The sequence below is a fragment of the Synechococcus sp. 63AY4M2 genome (genome assembly GCF_002760475.1).
Lineage (GTDB): Bacteria > Cyanobacteriota > Cyanobacteriia > Thermostichales > Thermostichaceae > Thermostichus.
The window spans coordinates 2,116,136-2,133,692 of record NZ_AXUX01000001.1 but is presented as its reverse complement, the minus strand read 5'-3'; the positions used below and the strand labels follow the sequence as shown (position 1 = coordinate 2,133,692).

The 17,557-nt window shown below is 59.6% G+C and carries 18 protein-coding genes and 1 pseudogene; 4 read left to right on the top strand and 15 right to left on the bottom strand.

The features are described 5' to 3' along the window. Positions 1-94 precede the first annotated feature (94 nt). The 12 genes and pseudogenes from SYN63AY4M2_RS09485 to psbE form a co-directional block, all read right to left on the bottom strand. Positions 95-1,045, bottom strand: coding sequence for a LysR substrate-binding domain-containing protein (locus SYN63AY4M2_RS09485; RefSeq protein ID WP_011431213.1), 951 nt, complete (start codon positions 1,043-1,045; stop codon positions 95-97). 269 nt (positions 1,046-1,314) lie between these two features. Beyond that, positions 1,315-1,962, bottom strand: coding sequence for a hypothetical protein (locus SYN63AY4M2_RS09480; protein WP_011431214.1), 648 nt, complete (start codon positions 1,960-1,962; stop codon positions 1,315-1,317). A 261-nt stretch (positions 1,963-2,223) separates the two neighbouring features. Beyond that, the gene (locus tag SYN63AY4M2_RS09475) at positions 2,224-2,712 is read right to left on the bottom strand and encodes a YqeG family HAD IIIA-type phosphatase (protein WP_011431215.1); all 489 of its coding nucleotides are present in this window, start codon (positions 2,710-2,712) and stop codon (positions 2,224-2,226) included. A gap of 43 nt (positions 2,713-2,755) precedes the next feature. Next, positions 2,756-3,877 carry an endolytic transglycosylase MltG gene (mltG, locus tag SYN63AY4M2_RS09470; RefSeq protein ID WP_011431216.1) on the bottom strand — a complete coding sequence of 374 codons (1,122 nt, stop codon included), beginning with the start codon at positions 3,875-3,877 and terminating at the stop codon, positions 2,756-2,758. A gap of 120 nt (positions 3,878-3,997) precedes the next feature. Next, the gene (gene pyrH, locus SYN63AY4M2_RS09465; protein WP_011431217.1) at positions 3,998-4,762 is read right to left on the bottom strand and encodes a UMP kinase; all 765 of its coding nucleotides are present in this window, start codon (positions 4,760-4,762) and stop codon (positions 3,998-4,000) included. 98 nt (positions 4,763-4,860) lie between these two features. After that, a complete protein-coding gene (locus tag SYN63AY4M2_RS13820) occupies positions 4,861-5,013 on the bottom strand; it encodes a hypothetical protein (RefSeq protein WP_011431218.1) in 153 nt (50 codons plus the stop codon). A gap of 107 nt (positions 5,014-5,120) precedes the next feature. After that, complete coding sequence (locus SYN63AY4M2_RS09460) at positions 5,121-5,426, bottom strand: TMEM165/GDT1 family protein (protein ID WP_099812838.1); 306 nt, start codon at positions 5,424-5,426, stop codon at positions 5,121-5,123. Between the two features lie 353 nt (positions 5,427-5,779). After that, positions 5,780-6,850, bottom strand: a pseudogene (locus tag SYN63AY4M2_RS09455) (transposase). Positions 6,851-7,154: 304 nt separating this feature from the next. Continuing rightward, positions 7,155-7,274, bottom strand: a complete 120-nt coding sequence (locus SYN63AY4M2_RS09450) for a photosystem II reaction center protein J (RefSeq protein ID WP_011431222.1) — start codon at positions 7,272-7,274, stop codon at positions 7,155-7,157. A 140-nt stretch (positions 7,275-7,414) separates the two neighbouring features. Then, the gene (locus tag SYN63AY4M2_RS09445) at positions 7,415-7,540 is read right to left on the bottom strand and encodes a photosystem II reaction center protein L (RefSeq protein WP_011431223.1); all 126 of its coding nucleotides are present in this window, start codon (positions 7,538-7,540) and stop codon (positions 7,415-7,417) included. A gap of 5 nt (positions 7,541-7,545) precedes the next feature. Further along, positions 7,546-7,689 (bottom strand): cytochrome b559 subunit beta, encoded by a 144-nt coding sequence (gene psbF, locus SYN63AY4M2_RS09440; RefSeq protein ID WP_011431224.1) that lies wholly within the window; start codon positions 7,687-7,689, stop codon positions 7,546-7,548. A gap of 83 nt (positions 7,690-7,772) precedes the next feature. After that, the gene (psbE, locus tag SYN63AY4M2_RS09435; protein ID WP_011431225.1) at positions 7,773-8,018 is read right to left on the bottom strand and encodes a cytochrome b559 subunit alpha; all 246 of its coding nucleotides are present in this window, start codon (positions 8,016-8,018) and stop codon (positions 7,773-7,775) included. A 316-nt stretch (positions 8,019-8,334) separates the two neighbouring features. On the opposite strand from psbE, the gene SYN63AY4M2_RS09430 reads away from it, so the two are divergent. After that, the gene (locus SYN63AY4M2_RS09430) at positions 8,335-10,035 is read left to right on the top strand and encodes an S-layer homology domain-containing protein (protein WP_011431226.1); all 1,701 of its coding nucleotides are present in this window, start codon (positions 8,335-8,337) and stop codon (positions 10,033-10,035) included. A 305-nt stretch (positions 10,036-10,340) separates the two neighbouring features. On the opposite strand, the gene SYN63AY4M2_RS09425 is transcribed toward SYN63AY4M2_RS09430, so the two are convergent. Beyond that, a complete protein-coding gene (locus SYN63AY4M2_RS09425) occupies positions 10,341-12,056 on the bottom strand; it encodes a Ppx/GppA phosphatase family protein (RefSeq protein ID WP_240530526.1) in 1,716 nt (571 codons plus the stop codon). A gap of 201 nt (positions 12,057-12,257) precedes the next feature. Here SYN63AY4M2_RS09425 and thrS point away from each other — a divergent pair, with 201 nt between their 5' ends. After that, positions 12,258-14,069 (top strand): threonine--tRNA ligase, encoded by a 1,812-nt coding sequence (gene thrS / locus SYN63AY4M2_RS09420; RefSeq protein ID WP_099887350.1) that lies wholly within the window; start codon positions 12,258-12,260, stop codon positions 14,067-14,069. A gap of 121 nt (positions 14,070-14,190) precedes the next feature. Here the strand turns inward: thrS and malQ are convergent, their stop codons facing one another. Further along, a complete protein-coding gene (gene malQ, locus SYN63AY4M2_RS09415; RefSeq protein WP_099887349.1) occupies positions 14,191-15,780 on the bottom strand; it encodes a 4-alpha-glucanotransferase in 1,590 nt (529 codons plus the stop codon). Between the two features lie 155 nt (positions 15,781-15,935). Continuing rightward, the gene (gene pyrE / locus SYN63AY4M2_RS09410) at positions 15,936-16,607 is read right to left on the bottom strand and encodes an orotate phosphoribosyltransferase (RefSeq protein WP_099813326.1); all 672 of its coding nucleotides are present in this window, start codon (positions 16,605-16,607) and stop codon (positions 15,936-15,938) included. Positions 16,608-16,843: 236 nt separating this feature from the next. Between pyrE and SYN63AY4M2_RS09405 the strand changes: the two genes are divergently transcribed. Both SYN63AY4M2_RS09405 and SYN63AY4M2_RS13635 read left to right on the top strand, forming a co-directional pair. Beyond that, positions 16,844-17,437, top strand: a complete 594-nt coding sequence (locus tag SYN63AY4M2_RS09405; protein ID WP_099887348.1) for an IS607 family transposase — start codon at positions 16,844-16,846, stop codon at positions 17,435-17,437. Continuing rightward, the coding region (locus SYN63AY4M2_RS13635) for a helix-turn-helix domain-containing protein (RefSeq protein WP_168175122.1) at positions 17,325-17,557 on the top strand (233 nt) is incomplete at its 3' end. The genes SYN63AY4M2_RS09405 and SYN63AY4M2_RS13635, both read left to right, overlap by 113 nt.

Here is a 17,557-nt window from a genome sequence, read left to right as displayed (position 1 = left end):
TGGTTTACCAGTCCGTTGAAGCAGCAACTCCGGGAAGTGATTCTCGGAAGCTCCCGTCTACAGCCCGTCAGGGCTTAGCGGGAGAGGATGTCACTCAAGCGAGCAACTGTAAGTGGGGAGGGGGAGTTTTCAGCCAGTCTTGGCAGCTCAGCAGCCCCTCGCGAAAGCGGGTGGCCGCCTGCGATTGATAGCGCTCCGGGTTAAACGCCAGCCAAAGGGTGCGCCGTATCTGCAGCCCTTCCACCGCCAGCTTTTTCAGCCGCCCTTGCTCCAAGTCGGAGCCCACCGCCACCATCGACAAAAAAGCCACCCCCAAGCCAGCCTGGACGGCATTCTTGATTGCCTCAATCGAGCTGAGTTCCAGCCGTACATTTAGCTGGCCCGGGTTGATGCCGTGGCGATTCAGCACCCGGTCGATGGTCTGCCGCGTGGAAGACTGGGGATCCAGGGTAATGAAGGGCAAAGTCAACAGATCCACAAGGGCGGGAGCATCGAGGGCACAGCTGGGGGCGCCGACCAACACGTATTCGTCTTCCGCCAGAGCAATCACCTTCAAATGCCGCTGTAAGTCAAAGGGGATCTCCCCGCCGACAATGGCCAGATCCAGCCGACCCTCCACCAGCTTCTGGGCAATTCGCCGTGTGGATTGCACCAAGAGCTGCACCGAAATCTGGGGATAGCTGCGGTGATACTGCGCGATCAAAGAGGGCATGACGTAGGTGCCCACCGTTTGGCTGGCCCCCAAAACCAAGTGCCCCCCTCCCATCTCTTGCAAATTGGCCAGAGCTTGAACCGCTTCCCGGCAGAGCTTGAGGATGCGCTCGCTGTAGTGCAGCAACACCTGCCCCGCATCCGTCAGCTCCACCTTGCGCCCGCCGCGGTCAAACAACACCACTCCCAACTGTCGCTCCAGGTTCTGCACCTGCAAGCTGACCGCTGGCTGGGAGACAAACAGGCTCTCCGCAGCCCGCCGAAAACTCCCCTGCTGCGCAATCGCCTGAACGATGAGGAGCTGATCCAGGGTAAACGGCAGTTCATCCGCCATAGGGAACTCCAAATCACCCAGCGGGATCCCTTCCAACCCAGCGAACTCGGCAGCCCAGGATCGAAAGCCCGCCTGAGATCATCATATATAAGCAGGCTAAATACTAAGAAAATACAAAAGGTGAGCAATCTCGAGAGAACGGCTCGCTCCCGCCTTTTGGACGGGATCTGGGGTGGAGCGCCTCTCCCGAAGAGCCGTTGAAACTGTTTGTTGAAGTTGAGAGCCATCCCCAAGGGCCAGGCGGCTCTGGACCTGTCTTTGGCTTCCCTCTAGCGAGGGCCATAGGGCGTCCAATAGCCGCGCCCCTGTTGCCTTGCCGCATTGGCTGCCTCTTTGAGAATGACGCCGTACTTGAGGCCATTGGTTTGCGGCGACAGTAGGCCATGCCCCAAAAACAGCATTTCCTGGTTGATGAGGGTATTGGCCCGCCAAACGTAGGCAGGCAGGGTGGGGGTGGGGGCCAGAGCGGGATCCAACTCCAAGAAAACCTCGCGCCCCAGCAAAGCCGTCTGCAGGTATTGACCAGCATTGGAGATGGGCAGAGGGGTTTGCCCGCGCAGCTTCGTCCACGTAGGATTGAGCTCTGCCGGCAGAGGAGCAATCCCGATCAGTTGCACCAGCCGCAAATTCAAGTCCCCTTCGAGCTGGACAACCAGGGTGTTGTAATCGACCACCCGAATGACTTGTGCCCGTTTGAGGCTGCGTAGATCCGGACGGGCCACCAAGGTCAAGGCCCAAGCGGGCCATGCCGAGACCAGCAAGGGCAAGGCCAGCAGGCTGCTCAGCTTAATTAAACTCCGTCCCTGGGATATCAACAGAGACTTGGGACGGTGAGAGATGGGAACAGACCGCAGCGATTTCTGCATCATGGACTTCACCCGTTGCATGGCGGACTTGACGACAGGGATGGTTTGCATGCTTAACCTTTGAATTTGACGCTGCCTTTACACCGCCACCCGGCGGGCCCAATGCCGGAGCCGGCTCACTGCCGTCACTCTACAAAAAACTTGGGCAGATGGGTCAGTTCTGCAAGCTGTCTCTCGATTTCAACTTGCGGATGCGCCACCCCCTGACAACCTATAGAGTCATTTCAAAAATGAAACGGCTCGTTACGTTATTTCCTAGCTCCCCTCTCCCTCTGGGAGAGGGGACGGGGGTGAGGTTGTCCAAAGAATCTCTCAAACGCGGGGATCCAGGATGGCCGCAGGGCTCTTCTCCAGAGTCTTGGGCAGGAGGGAGTTGACCAATACGGTAACCAAGCCCAGCCGATTGCCCGCCAGGATATCCGTCCACAGGCGATCGCCCACGATGGCCACCGCCTCCACCGGCAGGTTCATTTGCGCCACAGCCCGCCGCAGAGCGCGCCGCGAGGGTTTGCCGGCGCCGTGAATGGAAGGCAGGTTCAAGCTCTCGCCGATTTGGCGAATGCGGTTGCGGTTGAGGTTGTTGCTCACCAGCCAAATCTGAAAGTGGGGGCGCAATTGCTCCAGCCAGGCGGCCACAGCCGGATCCACCTCAGCCTGGCGGATCGGCACCAGCGTGTCGTCCACGTCGAAGATGACGCCCCTCACCTGCCAGGCCAACAGATCTTCTGCCCGCAGCCGCAAGACAGTGCCGGCCACCACCACATCCGGTTGCAGGAGCTTGAACCAAGGTTTGCGTACCATCGAGAACCTTTTCAGCCACCAACTGCCAATGCTCCTGACCTTCTCATTGCGAAGTGGGCGGGGATCCCTGCCGCTCGCGGAGGATTTGCCGTTGAGCTGCCTCGTGCTCGGCTAGGGTCTTGCTGAAAACATGGGTGCCGTCGTAGCGGGCCACAAAGTAGAGGTAATCGGTCTCCTCAGGCTCCAAAACGGCTTTGAGGCTGGCTAAGCCCGGACTGGCGATGGGGCCAGGGGGCAAGCCGGGGGTGAGGTAGGTGTTGTAGGGGGAGGGGGTACGCACCTCGGCAAGGGTGAGGCGGCGATCTGGCGTCTGCTGGATGTTCAGGGCATATTCCACCGTCGGATCGGCTCCCAAGGGCATTCCCTTTTTGAGCCGGTTCAAAAAGACGCCCGCGATTAAGGCACGCTCCTCCGGCACGGCGGCCTCCCGCTCCACAATGCTGGCCAAGGTAACCCACTCATGCAAGGAGAGGGAAGTAGTGTGCTGGCGAAACAGGGGTAGGGCCACGGCGGCAAACCGCTGCAGCATGGCGTTGATGACAATCTCGGCTTTTTGCTGATCCGGCAGGGATCCCTCCACCTGTTCGACAGGAAAAAGATAGGTGTCGGGGAAGAGATAGCCTTCCAGGGAGTTCAAGCTGGGGGGCAGCCAATCGAGGGGAGGGATCACGCGGGCCGTGGCGATGAAAACATCGGCTGCCAACCAGTTGCGCTCCGCCAAGGCCGCCGCCATCTGCTCGATCCGCCAGCCCTCCGGGATGGTCAGCCGCCGCTGCAGAATCCGGCCCTGCCGCAGTTGTCGGGCTACGGATAGCATGTCTTGGTTGGGATCCAAAGCGTAGGTACCTGCCTGAAACAGCCAGTCGCGTCCAAAGGTGCGGCTCCACAGCTCCCAGGCCAAGGCAGAGCGGATCACCCCCGCTTGGTGCAGTTGTTTCCCGATTAAACGGCTGCTGCTGCCCGGCTGGATCACCACCTGGATTGGCTCTGGGCCACCCAGCGGCTGAAGCCAGGTCTGCCAGCGCCAGTAGCCAAATCCAACGGCCAAGGCCACCAGGAAAGCTAAGCCTTGCACTAGACGGCGACCCCAGCGTTGGCGGCAGCGGGGCGGAGCACTTTGGGCGATCAGGCCTTCGGGCGAGGCGGGATCGCGGTGATCGGTCATCGCCTTCCCCTCCACATCGCGACAGCACATGCTCTGGCCAGGTTAGCGTGGCCAGAAGAGATCTTCAGGCCGTCACCGGTCAGTTAGGGCCACCCCCAGTGTAGCCTCGGCCTATCCCACTTAGGATCCGCTCTCCTGGGCCAGGCGGGCAGGGATCCCATTGCTCTTGGGAGTTGTTTGTCCAATCCAAGTGCCGATGGGCTCCCCTTGCACCACCCGGTAGATGTTGCCGGGAGTGGTCAAGTCGAAAACCACGATGGGTAGTTGATTTTCTTTGCAGAGGGCGATGGCAGTGCTGTCCATCACCCGCAGATCGCGGGTAAGCACATCCTGGTAGCTGAGGACATCGTAGCGGCGGGCCTGAGGATGGGTCTTGGGATCCGCGTCATAAACCCCGTCCACCTTGGTGGCTTTGAAGATCACCTCGGCATCGATCTCCGCCGCCCGCAAGGCCGCAGTCGTGTCGGTGGTGAAGAAGGGATTTCCAGAGCCTGCCCCAAAGATCACCACCCGCCCTTTTTCCAGGTGACGAATGGCGCGGCGACGAATGTAAGGCTCTGCCACCTCCTGCATGGCAATGGCCGTCTGCACCCGCGTCGGGATCCCGGCCCGCTCGATGGCATCTTGCAAGGTTAAGGCGTTGATGACGGTGGCCAACATCCCCACGTAGTCAGCAGAAGCTTGATCCATCCCCTGGGCAGCCGCTTCCTTGCGCCCGCGCCAGATATTGCCCCCTCCCACCACGATCGCCACCTGCACGCCCGCCCGCACCACCGAGGCTACTTCACTGGCAATGGACTGCAAGACCTCGGGGTCAATCCCGTAGGGACGTTCCCCCATCAGGGCTTCACCGCTCAGCTTCAGCAGAATACGTCGGTACTTCATGGCTATCCGCTCCAGCCCACCCCTGCCTACAATAGCAGCTTTGCTGGGCTAGCTCCGGTCAGGGTGTTGGTCAACAGAGCCTCTCGACGAACTTGCCATCACGGCTGCTGTTCTTCGCCAGCGCTGGCCTCCTGATCCCGAGGAACAGAACGGAAGCGGCGGCTATTGCGAGCACGACTTTTCTGAAACTGCTTGGCATACTCGCGGTTGCGCTCGGCTTTTTCCCGCTTCAGGTTGCGTTTTTTGGCCATGCTGGTCTTCCTGACCGGTTGTCCGGCATAAAGTGAGGCACTCAGGTGGAGTGCGAGGCGTCCTTAATCGTAACATGCTTTGCCGGAGCCATCCTGAAGGCCTCTGCTCAGCCAGCTATGGGCAGGGATCCCCAGAGCAGAGATAGGCCGATCAGGAGGAACCCCACGCCTGCCGAGGTTTTGATCCAGCGGGGGGGGATGACTCGCGCTACCCAAGCCCCCGCCCATACCCCAATGAAGCTGGTGCTGATTAGGGCAGCAGCAGCTCCGCAGAAGATCACCCCAAGATTTTGCGAGTGGGCGCTGAGGAGCAGGGTGGCCAACTGGGTTTTATCGCCCATTTCGGCCAGCAAAATTGAGCCGAAGCTGACCAGAGCAGCTCGCGCCGCTGTCTGTTTCAAGAAAGAGAACATCTGACTGCTGTGCAACACGTTTCTCTGTAGCCACGTTGCTCTTACACAAGAGGATAGCTTGGTAGCCCCGTACTTGAGTACGCGGCGGAAAAGCCCTTGAGCCACTTTAGTTGCTTCTTTGTTATTAGTACAGAGCTTCTCCAGGAAAACAACCTACTGCGGTGCAAAACCCGCGTGGCAATAACTAACCTGGAGGAACTTAAGTCCGAAGTAAGCAGAACTTTGAGGTTATGCCTCAAAGGACTGTCTAGAGGCGTCTTGACAGCGCCTTCGCGAGTCCACTTTGGGCTGCGTAAGAATCCCCTGGGTGGGAGTGTCAAAGCCACCCTTCCCCTTCACGGGAGATGTGTAAACTACCGGGCTCCGACCGCTCCCCAACCCCCCGTATACGGGGGGAGGTAGGGGGGCTGGTTTACAGCAGCCCCCAATAATGCAATCACGTTGGCACCGTTAAAATCTGCATCCCCTTTCCAGCCACAGACCGAGTTCACACAACGAAAATGCTTCCCTTCCCGTTGCCCAATCCACAGGCACGGGTGGCAGGTCTGCGAGCTGTAGGCAGGCGGCACCACCCCAACCTGGATCCCGGCCCGCAGCGCCTTGTACTGCACAAACTGCTTCAGTTGATAGAACGCCCAACTATTCGACCGCCGCCGCTCTATCTTAACTGCGCGGCTGTCGGTTGGTGCGCTCCCTAATGCCACTCAGGTCTTCCAGGGCAATAAAACTGTGGGTGGCCTGCGCCCTCGACACAATCGCTTTGGAGATGCAGGGATTGACCCAGGTTTGCAAGCGTCTCTCCTGACCAGACAGCCGTTGCAAGAGTTGGCGGCATCTGCGCCGACTAGATCTTGTGCCCTGACTGGCTTTGCGTTGAAGTGACGCCCGCAGCCGGGAGGAGTGGTCTCTGACCTGGTTCAACGGCTGTCCATTCCAGTTGTCCTCCTCTGAGGTATGGGCAATATCTCTCCTCCCCAAGTCCACCCCCATCGCCTTGGGGGTGTCTGGCTCGACGCCAATCTGGATGTAGTGAGAACCCTCTTTGCGTTTGACCAACGTGGCCGATTTGGGATTGGTGCCGGCCAGCATCCCTCGTTGATAGTTGCCAATGGCCAACTCAAAGCGTTCCCGACCCTCTACGGTGGTCAGCGACACCGTCCAGTCGTTCTCGCGGAAGGAAAAGATGCGGGCATCGTAGGTCACGAAGCCTGCCTTGAAGGCCTTGACCGGACAGTTCTGTTGCCGGGCAACCTTACGCGACCCTGCCACCCGTCTGCATACCTGTTGTGCCAGGATAGCCCAAAGCAGGTACGAATCTCGCGCTAGCAGAGAGATTGGAGCTTGACGGCGTTGACTATCTTCTCTGGTGTGTTCTCATTCACCCAGTTCAAGGCCTGCACAAAGGCGTCCAGAGTCGCATCCAGCTTGGCGGCTTGCGACTCCGATACCTAAGGACTCCGTCCCCCTAGCGCGAACAGTTTGATAGTCAAGACTTGGGGCATGCTGTAACTATACATCAACAGACCGCATTCCTCCCGTCACTGACCGGCCCGGCCCCCGGCCCCCCAGTCCCCCCGTATACGGGGGGATACAGGGGGGCTGGGCGGGGGGATATAGGGGGGTACAGGGGAGCTCCCGTGGTTTCTAGCTGACCCGCATACCCCGAAACGAAACAGAGCGAGGGGTCTGTCTAGATTACTGCCCCTCGCCCTCCTCTACTTGTCTAAACTACACGGGCGCTCCAAGACCGGTATAGGAGCCATAGAAGAAAAGCCCAACCACCGTGACCACACCCAAACCGACAACCACAGCCACTATCCACAGAGGGATCCTTGCCTGACTAGTCATAGCAACTGGCCTCCAGAAGAAAAAGATAGGTCTAAAAAGTTGCACCCGTAGTCTGCAAAGAGAACCAAGGGCTGGCTAAGGTAAGCCTACATTGATCCCTGCAGCTTTTTCTCAACTTAAGACCAGAGACAAGTGAAGTCTCAGTTGAGAAAGTAGCTGGAAAACAACAGCCCCACCACAAACACCAGCAGCAAGCCCAAGTATAGGGAGGTGCGGTTTAGCTCTACCGGCTGGGTGTTGGGATTCTTCTCAGGTTGATCAGCCATGGGGTTCACCGTTGAATAAACTGCATTGCGGCAATAGCTCCCAAAAAGAAAACGGTTGGAATCGCCAAAGTATGCACCGCCAACCAACGGACAGTAAAAACGGGGTAGAAAACAGGCTCGTCAGGTTTGTTAACAGATTTGGTCGCCATAGTCCAGATCCTGCATCTTGGAACGCAAAATAGATTTACAAATCGCAACAACTAAAGAGTTGCCAGCCTGGCCCTGCTCTTTCCTAGCGAGTTAACTTTTCCAGTTGCTCAAGAGCGTTGAAGCGGTCGCTGACAATCGGTAACTCCTGCCGCTCTGCGGTGAAATACTCATTGGGGCGCGGGGTGCCAAAGATATCATAAGCCAAGCCGGTGCTGACAAAAAGCCAACCCGCCAAAAACAAAGCGGGAATGGTCAGGGCATGAATAACCCAGTAGCGGACGCTGGTAATAATATCGACAAAAGGTCGCTCTCCAGTGTTGCCAGCCATGAAACTCCTCCCTGCACTAGGGGCAAAAGGGCTCTTTGAGTCTATAACACAATGATAAGGAGTTGCATGCACAGCTACAAGTTACAAGACAATTGCTCAAGCTGTTTGCCGCCAAGCGAGGCCCCATCCTTGCATAGGTAAGATCTCCTAACAGCCTCTGAGTTCAACTCTAGGGCAGCGTGAGCCGGAACGCCTGGGGTAGGGGATCCCACTGCCAAAGGGCGCAATCGCGACTGACATCGAGGGCTTGAGGACACGGCGGAACTTTGAGATAAGCTGACTCTGAGGGGATGTCAACGGAACAGGAGTAACAGCTATGCGGTGCTCGTGGCCCCTAGCCCTGGGCCTATGTTGGACGCTAGGCTGGTCAAGCCTCAGCTTGCCGGCCTGGTCGCAAGGGGTCGAGCAGCAAGCCTCGCTGGCCTGGGCCGATGCCTACGTGGCAGCGCTGGAGCGCCAGACGGACCTGGTGCTCACCCAGGAGCCGCTGTCGGCGACCTTGACTCGTCTGGAATTGGCCCAGTGGCTAACGGAGTTTTTCGGCTACGTCCCCAACCCCAACCAGGTACAAGAGATTCGGGATCTCGAGCCCAATACCCCCGACTATTGGACGGCCCAAGCGGTGCTGCAGGCGGGAGCGATGCGCCTGTACGAGGGCAACGAGTTTCGCCCGCAAGGAGATCTCACCCACCTGGAAGCCCTGGCTATTTTGGTGCGGGCCCTGCAATTGCCTGCTCCCAACCAGGACGATATTGAGCGCTGGATGGCTCTGTACACCGATGCTGCCGAGGTGCCGGAGGTGGGGCGGGCTTTTGTGGCGATGGCAGGGGAAGCAGGGCTATTGGTGAATGTGCCGGATCCGGCCCGGCTGCGGCCCAATCGGGTGCTCAGCCGAGCCGAGGGGGCGGTGCTGTTGCACCAGGCGCTGGTGTATCGCGGTCAGCTTCCGCCTTTGCCAGCTCCGGTGGCGCAGTTGCGTCCCTCTCCTGCTCCGGTGGCCAAGACTGTCCAACCCGAAATCTTGCAAACGCGGATTACCCCTGAGTCGGGAGTGGTGCCGCCAGGGGGAACTCTGACTGTTGAGGCCCAGGCCACTCCCAACGGCAGGGCCACCGTGGATATCGGCAGCTTGGTGCAGGGCTTGCCCATGCAGGAGGTGCAGCCCGGCTATTACCGCGCCGTTTACATCCTTGGCCCTCAGGACAGCGCCCTCAGTCCCGATATTCGTATCCAACTGAGCCTCAACGGACGGGAGACCCGCGTTCAGCGGCGGCTCCCTCAACTGGCCCTGGGCAATGTCGCTCCCCCGCCGGTGGAATCGGTGTTTCCGCCCCCATCCCCTCTGCCACAACCGGCCACCCCTGAGCCTGCTCCTCTGGCTCCAGTCGGCAACCGCTATCCGCGTATTGAGGCGATTCGCTTGGATCCCCAGCGCGACCTGGTGGAAGGGGATATTCTCACCATTGCCATCTGGGGGGACTCGGGGGGGATCGCCCAGTTTGATTTGGGGAATTTGGCCCTGAACCAGCCGATGCGGGAGGTGCGACCCCACCACTACGAGGGCACCTACGTGGTGGCCCCCACCCACCAAGCCAGCAACCCCGTTTTGCGAATTGTGCTCACTAAGGATGGCCTCAGCCAGGAACACCGGGAGATCTTCCCTTTTGCAATCGATGGATCTAAGGGAACCCGCTCCACCATCCAGCCGGTCTCCGCACCTGTCGCTGCTGGGCTGCCCCGGATTTTCAATGTCACCACCAACAGCACCAACCTGCGCATGGGCGAGATCCTCAAAGTTACGATGCGAGGGGATCCGGGGGGGCGGGCAGCTTTTCGCATCGTCGGGGTGACGCCGGAGGTGGAGATGCGGGAGGTGGCGCCCGGCCTCTACGAAACCCAGCAGCAACTGCCCTTCAACATGCAGCCGGTCAACAACGGCCTCGTTGAGGTGATCCTGGAGCGGGGCGGCCAAAGAGCCACCCAAACCAGCCCCTCGCCCATTACCATCGCTCCCTGAGCAAAACTTGCCGTGCAGCCTCGCGAGAACTTTATCCCGCTGGTGCAAACGGTAGCTAAAGGAATACGATCCGCTTGCCCAGCTATTGGCGTTCACCGGCAGCTTGGTAGTTACAGCCATCTCAAATGGCAATGAAACGTTTCTCTGCGTCGTTATTGCTACGCAACGCTGTCGCGGACGCGCCGGCCGTGCGGAGCACTATCCCCAACTCCCCTCTCCCTTTGGGAGAGGGGCCGGGGGTGAGGGTAGAGGGGGTCGGCGGCAAAGTGTCTTCGTCTTGTTTGAAACGACTATACGCCCCTTGGCTAGACGGCTGCCTCAAAGGGATCCGCGCTGCGCTGGATCTGGGTGGATAATTTGGGAATCACCTGCAGCTTGAACTGTTGCTCGAAGACCTTTTTCTTCTCGTTCAAGCTCCACAGCTCCAGGGCACAGTCGTCGTTAGGGTGCTTGGGATCCAAAATCAGCTCCATGCAGCGGGGGCCTTCTCCCAGAAGCTGAAAACGGCAGTGGAGAGCTTGGATGGCCTGCAGGCGGCGGCGATCCAGAGCACAGGCTATGCGCAGCAGGGGGCTGAGCTCGAGGACAACTTGGCGATCCCGCTCGTTGCTGAGGCGTTGAAAGTTCTCGTGCTTCTTCTTGGGGGGCGACTTGCGGTGGTAGCGGGCCAGGTTGGCGATCACCTCTATCTCTTCCTCGTTGAAGCCCAACAGCTCCCCGTGGCGGATCAGGTAGTAGGAGTGCTTGTGGTGGGCGGCATGGCTGATGAAGTGGCCGCAGTTGTGCAGCATGGCGGCCGCCCAGAGAAGAGCTCGCTCGCGGGAGCCCCAGGAGTGCAGGATGCCGCGGGTCTGATCGAAAAGACTGAGGGCAAACTCCGCTACCCGCTCGGCATAGGGGAGCTCCACCTGGTATTTTTCCGCCAGCTTGAGGATGCTGCGCCGCCGCACCGAGCTGTGGTAGCGCAGCCGATCTTCAATGAGCCCCTGGCCGATCATCCAATCCACGATCAGCCCTTCCCGCAGGGCCCGTTCGCAAAACTGGATCCGCTCCACCCCCAGCAGGGTCATCACTGCCTCCAAAATGACCGCCCCAGCTAGGATAATCTCTCCCCGCCTTTCCCCGAGGCCAGGTAGCTTTTGCCGCTCGGCCACGGTGAGGGAGCGCAGCTCCTTGATGTAGCCGCGCAGGGCTTCCAGGCTAAACCTGTACCCGTGCAGGCGAGCGGGGGGATCGCCCAGGCGGCGGCGGGCATCCAACTGGGCCAAGCACTCGATGGTGCCGGAGGTGCCCACCAAGGTCAGGGATCCCGGCTGTTGGGAGGCTTCGACGATGCGCCGCATCTGCTCAATGGGAGCTTCCAGCATGCCGCGGACATGTTGCCGCAGCGCCTGCAGCTCGGCGGAGGTGGGCGGATCGTGGTGCAAAAAAGCTTGGGTCAGGCGCACCGCCCCCACCTTGATGCTGCGTAGAAACTCCGGCTCTTGGCCGTTGCCCAGAATCAGCTCGGTCGAGCCGCCGCCGATATCCACCACCGCGTGCAGCCGATTGTGGAACTCCATGGCCGAGAGCACCCCCAGGTAGATGCGGCGGGCCTCCTCCTGGCCGGAGATCAGCTCGATGCGCAGGCCCAGCTCCTGCTCGATCCGCTTCAAGAACTCCGGCCCATTGGGGGCCTCGCGCACAGCGCTGGTGGCCACGGCAACGATATCCTGCACCTGAAAGCTCTCGGCAATGCGGCAAAACCGCTCCAGAGCCGTCCGGGCCCGTTCCATGGCAGCAGGGGTAAGGGCGCCCGTCTGGCTGCAGAATTCCCCCAGCCGGACGGTGGCTTTTTCGCGGGAGATGATGGTGAAGCTGGGGATATTGGGGTTAATGCGCACCACCACCATGTGCAGGGAGTTGCTGCCCACATCGATGGCGGCTATGACCGGAGCAACTCCAGACTCAGAAAGGGGGGCCGGTTTCGGTTCAGAGGCGGCGGCAGAGCGTTCGGCAAGGTTGGCGAGCGAAGAGACCATGAATGAATTCAGAGGTTGCGACACTTTGCGACACTTCTAGAATACTGTGTGCTTTCCCCCCTTTTTCTTGGCCGAGCTGTGGGTTTAAAGGCGACGGTCTTTCTTAAACAGAGAGTTGTCCCCGTTGGGGATCCCGGCTGTTCTGGCCTCAGACTAAGATAAAAGCACTGCAGAGTCATTTTTGTCGCCAAGCGGGTTCCGATGTCTCAACCAGCCGCATCCCCTCAACAGGCCAACAGCCCCCTCAAGCTGCTGCGTACCCACGAATCTCCCAAGCTGGAGCGCATCCGCCACACCACCTCTCACGTCCTGGCGATGGCGGTGCAAAGGCTGTTTCCCAAGGCCCAGGTAACCATCGGCCCGACGACCGACTATGGCTTTTACTACGACTTTGACCATCCCGAGCCCTTCACGCCGGAAGATCTGGAGCGCATCAAAAAAGAGATGCAGGCGATCATCAAGAAAGGCTTGCCGGTGATCCGCGAGGAGGTGAGCCGGGAGGAGGCCAGGCGCCGCATCGAGGCCCTCGGCGAACCTTACAAGCTGGAGATTTTAGATAGCATTCCCGAAGGCGAGCCGATCACCATCTACCATCTGGGGGATGAGTGGTGGGATCTCTGTGCCGGCCCCCACGTGGAAAACACGAAGGAGATCAACCCCAAAGCTTTTGACCTGCTCAGCGTGGCCGGCGCCTATTGGCGGGGGGACGAGACCAAGCCGCAGCTCCAGCGCATCTACGGCACCGCCTGGGAGACGCCGGAGGAGCTCAAGGAATACAAGCGGCGGCTGGAAGAGGCCAAGCGGCGGGATCACCGTAAGCTGGGCAAGGAGCTGGGCCTATTTATATTTGCCGATGAAGTGGGGCCGGGCCTGCCCCTTTGGACCCCCAAAGGAACTACTCTGCGCTGGGTGCTAGAGGATTTTCTCAAGCAGGAGCAGCTCAAGCGGGGCTATCTGCCGGTGGTGACGCCCCACATTGCCCGCGTGGATCTGTTCAAGATCTCCGGCCACTGGCAAAAGTACCGGGAAGACATGTTTCCCATGATGGCCGAGAGCGAGGAGGCGCGCGCCGCTGAACAGGGCTTTGTCATGAAGCCGATGAACTGTCCTTTTCACATCCAAATCTATAAATCAGAGCTGAGATCCTACCGCGATTTGCCGCTGCGCTATGCCGAGTTCGGCACCGTCTATCGCTACGAACAATCGGGGGAATTGGGGGGCTTGACCCGCGTTCGCGGCTTTACGGTGGACGACGCCCACTTGTTCGTTCGTCCCGATCAGTTGGAAGAAGAGTTTCTCAAGGTTGTCGATCTCATTCTGGTGGTTTTCGACAAGCTCAAACTCAAAGATTTTCGCGCCCGCCTCAGCTTCCGCGATCCCAAATCCGATAAATATCTGGGATCCCCGGAAGAGTGGGATATGGCCGAGAATGCCATTCGCCGCGCGGTGGAGAAGCTTTCAATGCCGCATTTTGAAGGGATCGGAGAGGCGGCTTTCTACGGGCCGAAGCTGGACTTTATCTTCCGCGACGCGCTGGATCGGGAGTGGCAGTTGGGCACGGTGCAGGTAGACTACCAAAACCCGCAGCGCTTTGACTTGTACTATGTGGCCGAGGACGGATCCCGGCAGCGGCCGGTAATGATCCACCGCGCTCCCTTTGGTTCGCTGGAGCGGCTCATCGGCATCCTCATCGAGGAATACGCGGGGGATTTTCCCTTCTGGCTGGCGCCGGAACAGGTGCGCATCTTGCCCGTTTCCGACCAATACCTGGGCTATGCCACCCAGGTGCGGGATCAGTTGCGAGAACAGGGGATCCGCGTCCACATCGATGCCGACAGCGACCGCCTGCCCAAAAAGATCCGCAACGCCGAGAAGGCCAAGGTTCCCTTCATGCTGATTGTGGGGGAAAAAGAGCAGGCAACTGGCACAGTGAGCGTGCGGCAGCGCCACGGCCAAGACCTGGGATCCCTGACGGTGGCGGAGTTCCTGGCCCAGGCACGAGCGCTGGACTAGAGATCCGGCTTCTTGTTTGGAATCTGGCTGGGATCCCTGGTGCCGGCAAATTGCTGCTGTTGGCGGCTTTGAGAACAGGTCTCTGCTGAGGCAAGCGAAGAACGGCGTTGAGAAAAGAGGTTCAAAATCTTTCAGGGAACCCAGCCGCCCGCTCTTGGGCCAGGGCTGCCCGCCGTTGCTCCAACTCTTGCGGAGAGATGCGCCCGTAGGTGACGCTCAGCTCCGCCAGCCGCTGGGCCAGCTCCGGCCGCAGCATCTCCTCGCGGTAGCGCCAGGCCCAGTTGTTCTCGGCCCTGCCGGGGAAGTTCATGCGCGCCTCTGCCCCCAGGCCCATCACATCTTGCAGGGGAATGATGGCCAGGTCGGCCACGGAAGCCAGGGCCAGGCGAATCAGATCCCAGTGGATGCCGTCGGATCCCTGGCAGCCCAGGTAGCGCAACAGGTTTTGCTTTTCCCACTCCGGGCGTTCTGGGTCATGAAACCAGCCCACCACGGTGTTGTTGTCGTGGGTGCCGGTGTAGACGACGAAGTTGCGCTCGTAGCTGTGAGGCAGATAGGGGTTATCGGGCCCCGAGCCAAAGGCAAAGAGCAGCACCTTCATGCCGGGCAGGCCAAATTGATCCCGCAGTTGCAACACCTCCGGCGTAATGTCTCCCAGATCTTCGGCGATCACCGGGATTTTCCCCAGCTTGTCGGCCAGCGCCTGAAAGAAGTCGGCCCCCGGCCCTTTTTGCCACTCGCCTTCTACCGCTGTTTCCGCAGCGCCGGGGATGGCCCAGTAGCTCTCGAAGCCGCGGAAGTGGTCGATGCGGACGCAATCCACCTGCTTGAGAATGGCCTGGATGCGCCGGATCCACCAGTCGTAGCCGCGGGCCTTGAGCACCTCCCAGTTGTAGAGGGGGTTGCCCCAGCGCTGCCCGGTGGGGCTGAAATAGTCGGGGGGCACGCCGGCTACCTGCAAGGGCCGTCCTTGTTCATCCAGGTGAAACAGCTCCCGGTTGGCCCACACATCGGCGCTGTTGGGGGCGACATAGATGGGTATGTCCCCGATGAGCTGCACTTGATGCCGGTGGGCGTACTCTCTTAGGGATCCCCACTGTTGGGCAAATAGATACTGCCAAAACATCTGCCGGGTGATGGCATCGGCATGGCGGTCACGGGCCTCTTGCAAAGCCAGGGGATCCCGTTGTGCCAAGGCTGGATCCCATTGGGTCCATTCCTGGTCGCCATACACCTCTTTGAGGGCCATGAACAGGGCGTAGTCCGGCAGCCAATCGGCCTCGGCAGCACAGTAGGCTTGAAAGGCTTCCCAGTCGGCGGCGGTGGCCTTGTCTTTGAAGGTGGCCCAGGCGCGGCGCAACAAGCCCAGCTTGAAGGGGATCACGGTTTCGTAGTCCACCCGCTCAGCATTCCCCGCCTGGATGGCTGGCCATTGGGGCAGATCCTGCCAGCCGTTGGGTTCCAGCCAGCCGGCTTTCACCAGCAGCTCCGGGCTAATCAGCAGTGGGTTGCCGGCAATGGCAGAAAAGCTCATGTAGGGGGAGTTGCCCCAGCCGGTGGGGCCAAGGGGCAGCACCTGCCAGAGGCGCTGGCCGCTTTCCACCAGAAAATCCACAAACCGGTAGGCAGCCGGCCCCAGATCGCCGATGCCAAATGGCCCCGGTAGCGAGGTGGGGTGCAAGAGGATGCCACTGAGTCTGCCCATGCGCATGGCTAAACCCTTTTCGCCCTATTTCACCGCCTATCCTGTCACTTCTACAGCCCAATGACAGCTACCAATCGACAAAACCAAGACCAAAGGTCAAAAGCGCCAACGGCCTTTTTGGCTTGGCCAGCTCTTGCAGCGGAGGAGAGATGGGGAGCCTCTCAAGAGCAGGCTTGGGAACCCCCCTCACCTCCCAAAACCGGCCAGCCCACCAAGCCCTGGCGGAGACTCTGATGGCAGGCACGCACCTCTTCAAGGGTAAACAGGCGGCGAAAGGGGATCCCCATTTCGCGGTAACGGGCCTCTGCCCCTTCCAGTCGATCCACCAAAGCCAGGATCCCTTCTGCCCGATAGCCCGCTGCCCGCACCCGCTCGACAGCCTTGAGAGCCGAGCCGCCGGTGGTCACCACATCCTCCAAGATCCAAACCCGGCTGCCCGCCGGCAACTCCGGCCCCTCGATCCAGGCCTGGGTGCCATGTCCCTTAGGCTCTTTGCGGACAATCAGGGCCGCCAGGTTGGCCGGCTCAGCCTGCAGAGAGGCCAAACTCACCGCTGTGACCAAGGGATCCGCCCCCAAGGTCATGCCGGCAACTGCCTCGGTCTCAGGGGGCAGTAGCCGATGCAGCAGGGATCCCACCAGGTAGGCTCCCTGGGGGTGGAGGGTAACCGGCTTGCAGTTGATGTAGTAAGTGCTTTGCTGCCCAGACGTGAGGGTAAAGGATCCCTCGCGGTAGGCCAGTTGGGCCAGCAAATACAGCAATTTCTCCCGCGCCTCAGCCGAGGAAAGACTTAAGGGAGAACAGTCTAGGAGCAACACAGCAGGGATCCCCATCAGCTCAACCGTCAACCCATAGATGCGGCAATAACTAACCTGGAGGAACTTCAGTCCGAAGTAAGCAGAACTTTGAGGTTATGCCTCAAAGGACTGTCTAGGGGCGTCTTGACAGCGCCTTTACGAGTCCATTTTGGGCTGCGTAAGAATCCCCTGGGTGGGAGCATGACTCTAGTCAATGATACGCTGGACTATACTGAAAATAATGTACAGTATGTTCAGTATGGCTGCCTGGCATGGCTAGGTATGTAAAACCGAGAGAAGCAGCAGCTTATTTTGGGGTGTGTCTCCACACCCTCAGACGGTGGGAACAGAAAGGCTGGATTAAGGCAATACGCACACCATCTGGTAGAGCGAGAAGGTATGACCTCGACAGTTACGTCAGAACACCCAGAAAGGATAAACGAGTTGTTTTGTACGCCCGAGTCAGCAGTCGAGGGCAGAAACCAGACTTGGAGAGACAGATTGCAAGACTGGTTGACCTCTATCCTGGAGCCGAAGTGGTCGGAGAGGTTGGCGGCGGTCTCGACTTCAAAAGGCCAAAGTTCCTTGCCTTATTGGAACGAGTTCGTGCGGGAGATGTCGGAACGATTGTGGTCGCTCACCGGGATCGACTCTGCCGGTTTGGATTTGAGTTCGTTGAGTGGTACTGCCGTCAATACGGGTGCGAAGTCTTGGTTCTCGATGACGATCACCTTTCTCCCCAGCAGGAACTGGTTGAGGATATCCTCACCATCCTGCACTGCTTCAGCAGTCGGCTCTACGGACTCAGAAAATACCGGGCTGCAATCGAGAAAGATACGGATTTATCCGGAGCCAGCGCTGGCTAAAGTTTGGAAGCAGTGGCAAGCGGCGTGCCGGTACTGCTACAACCAAGCGATTGCCTATCAGCGTCAGCATGGTGCCCCAAAAACGGCCAGAAAGCTGCGGGACATCATCCTGCGCTCCGA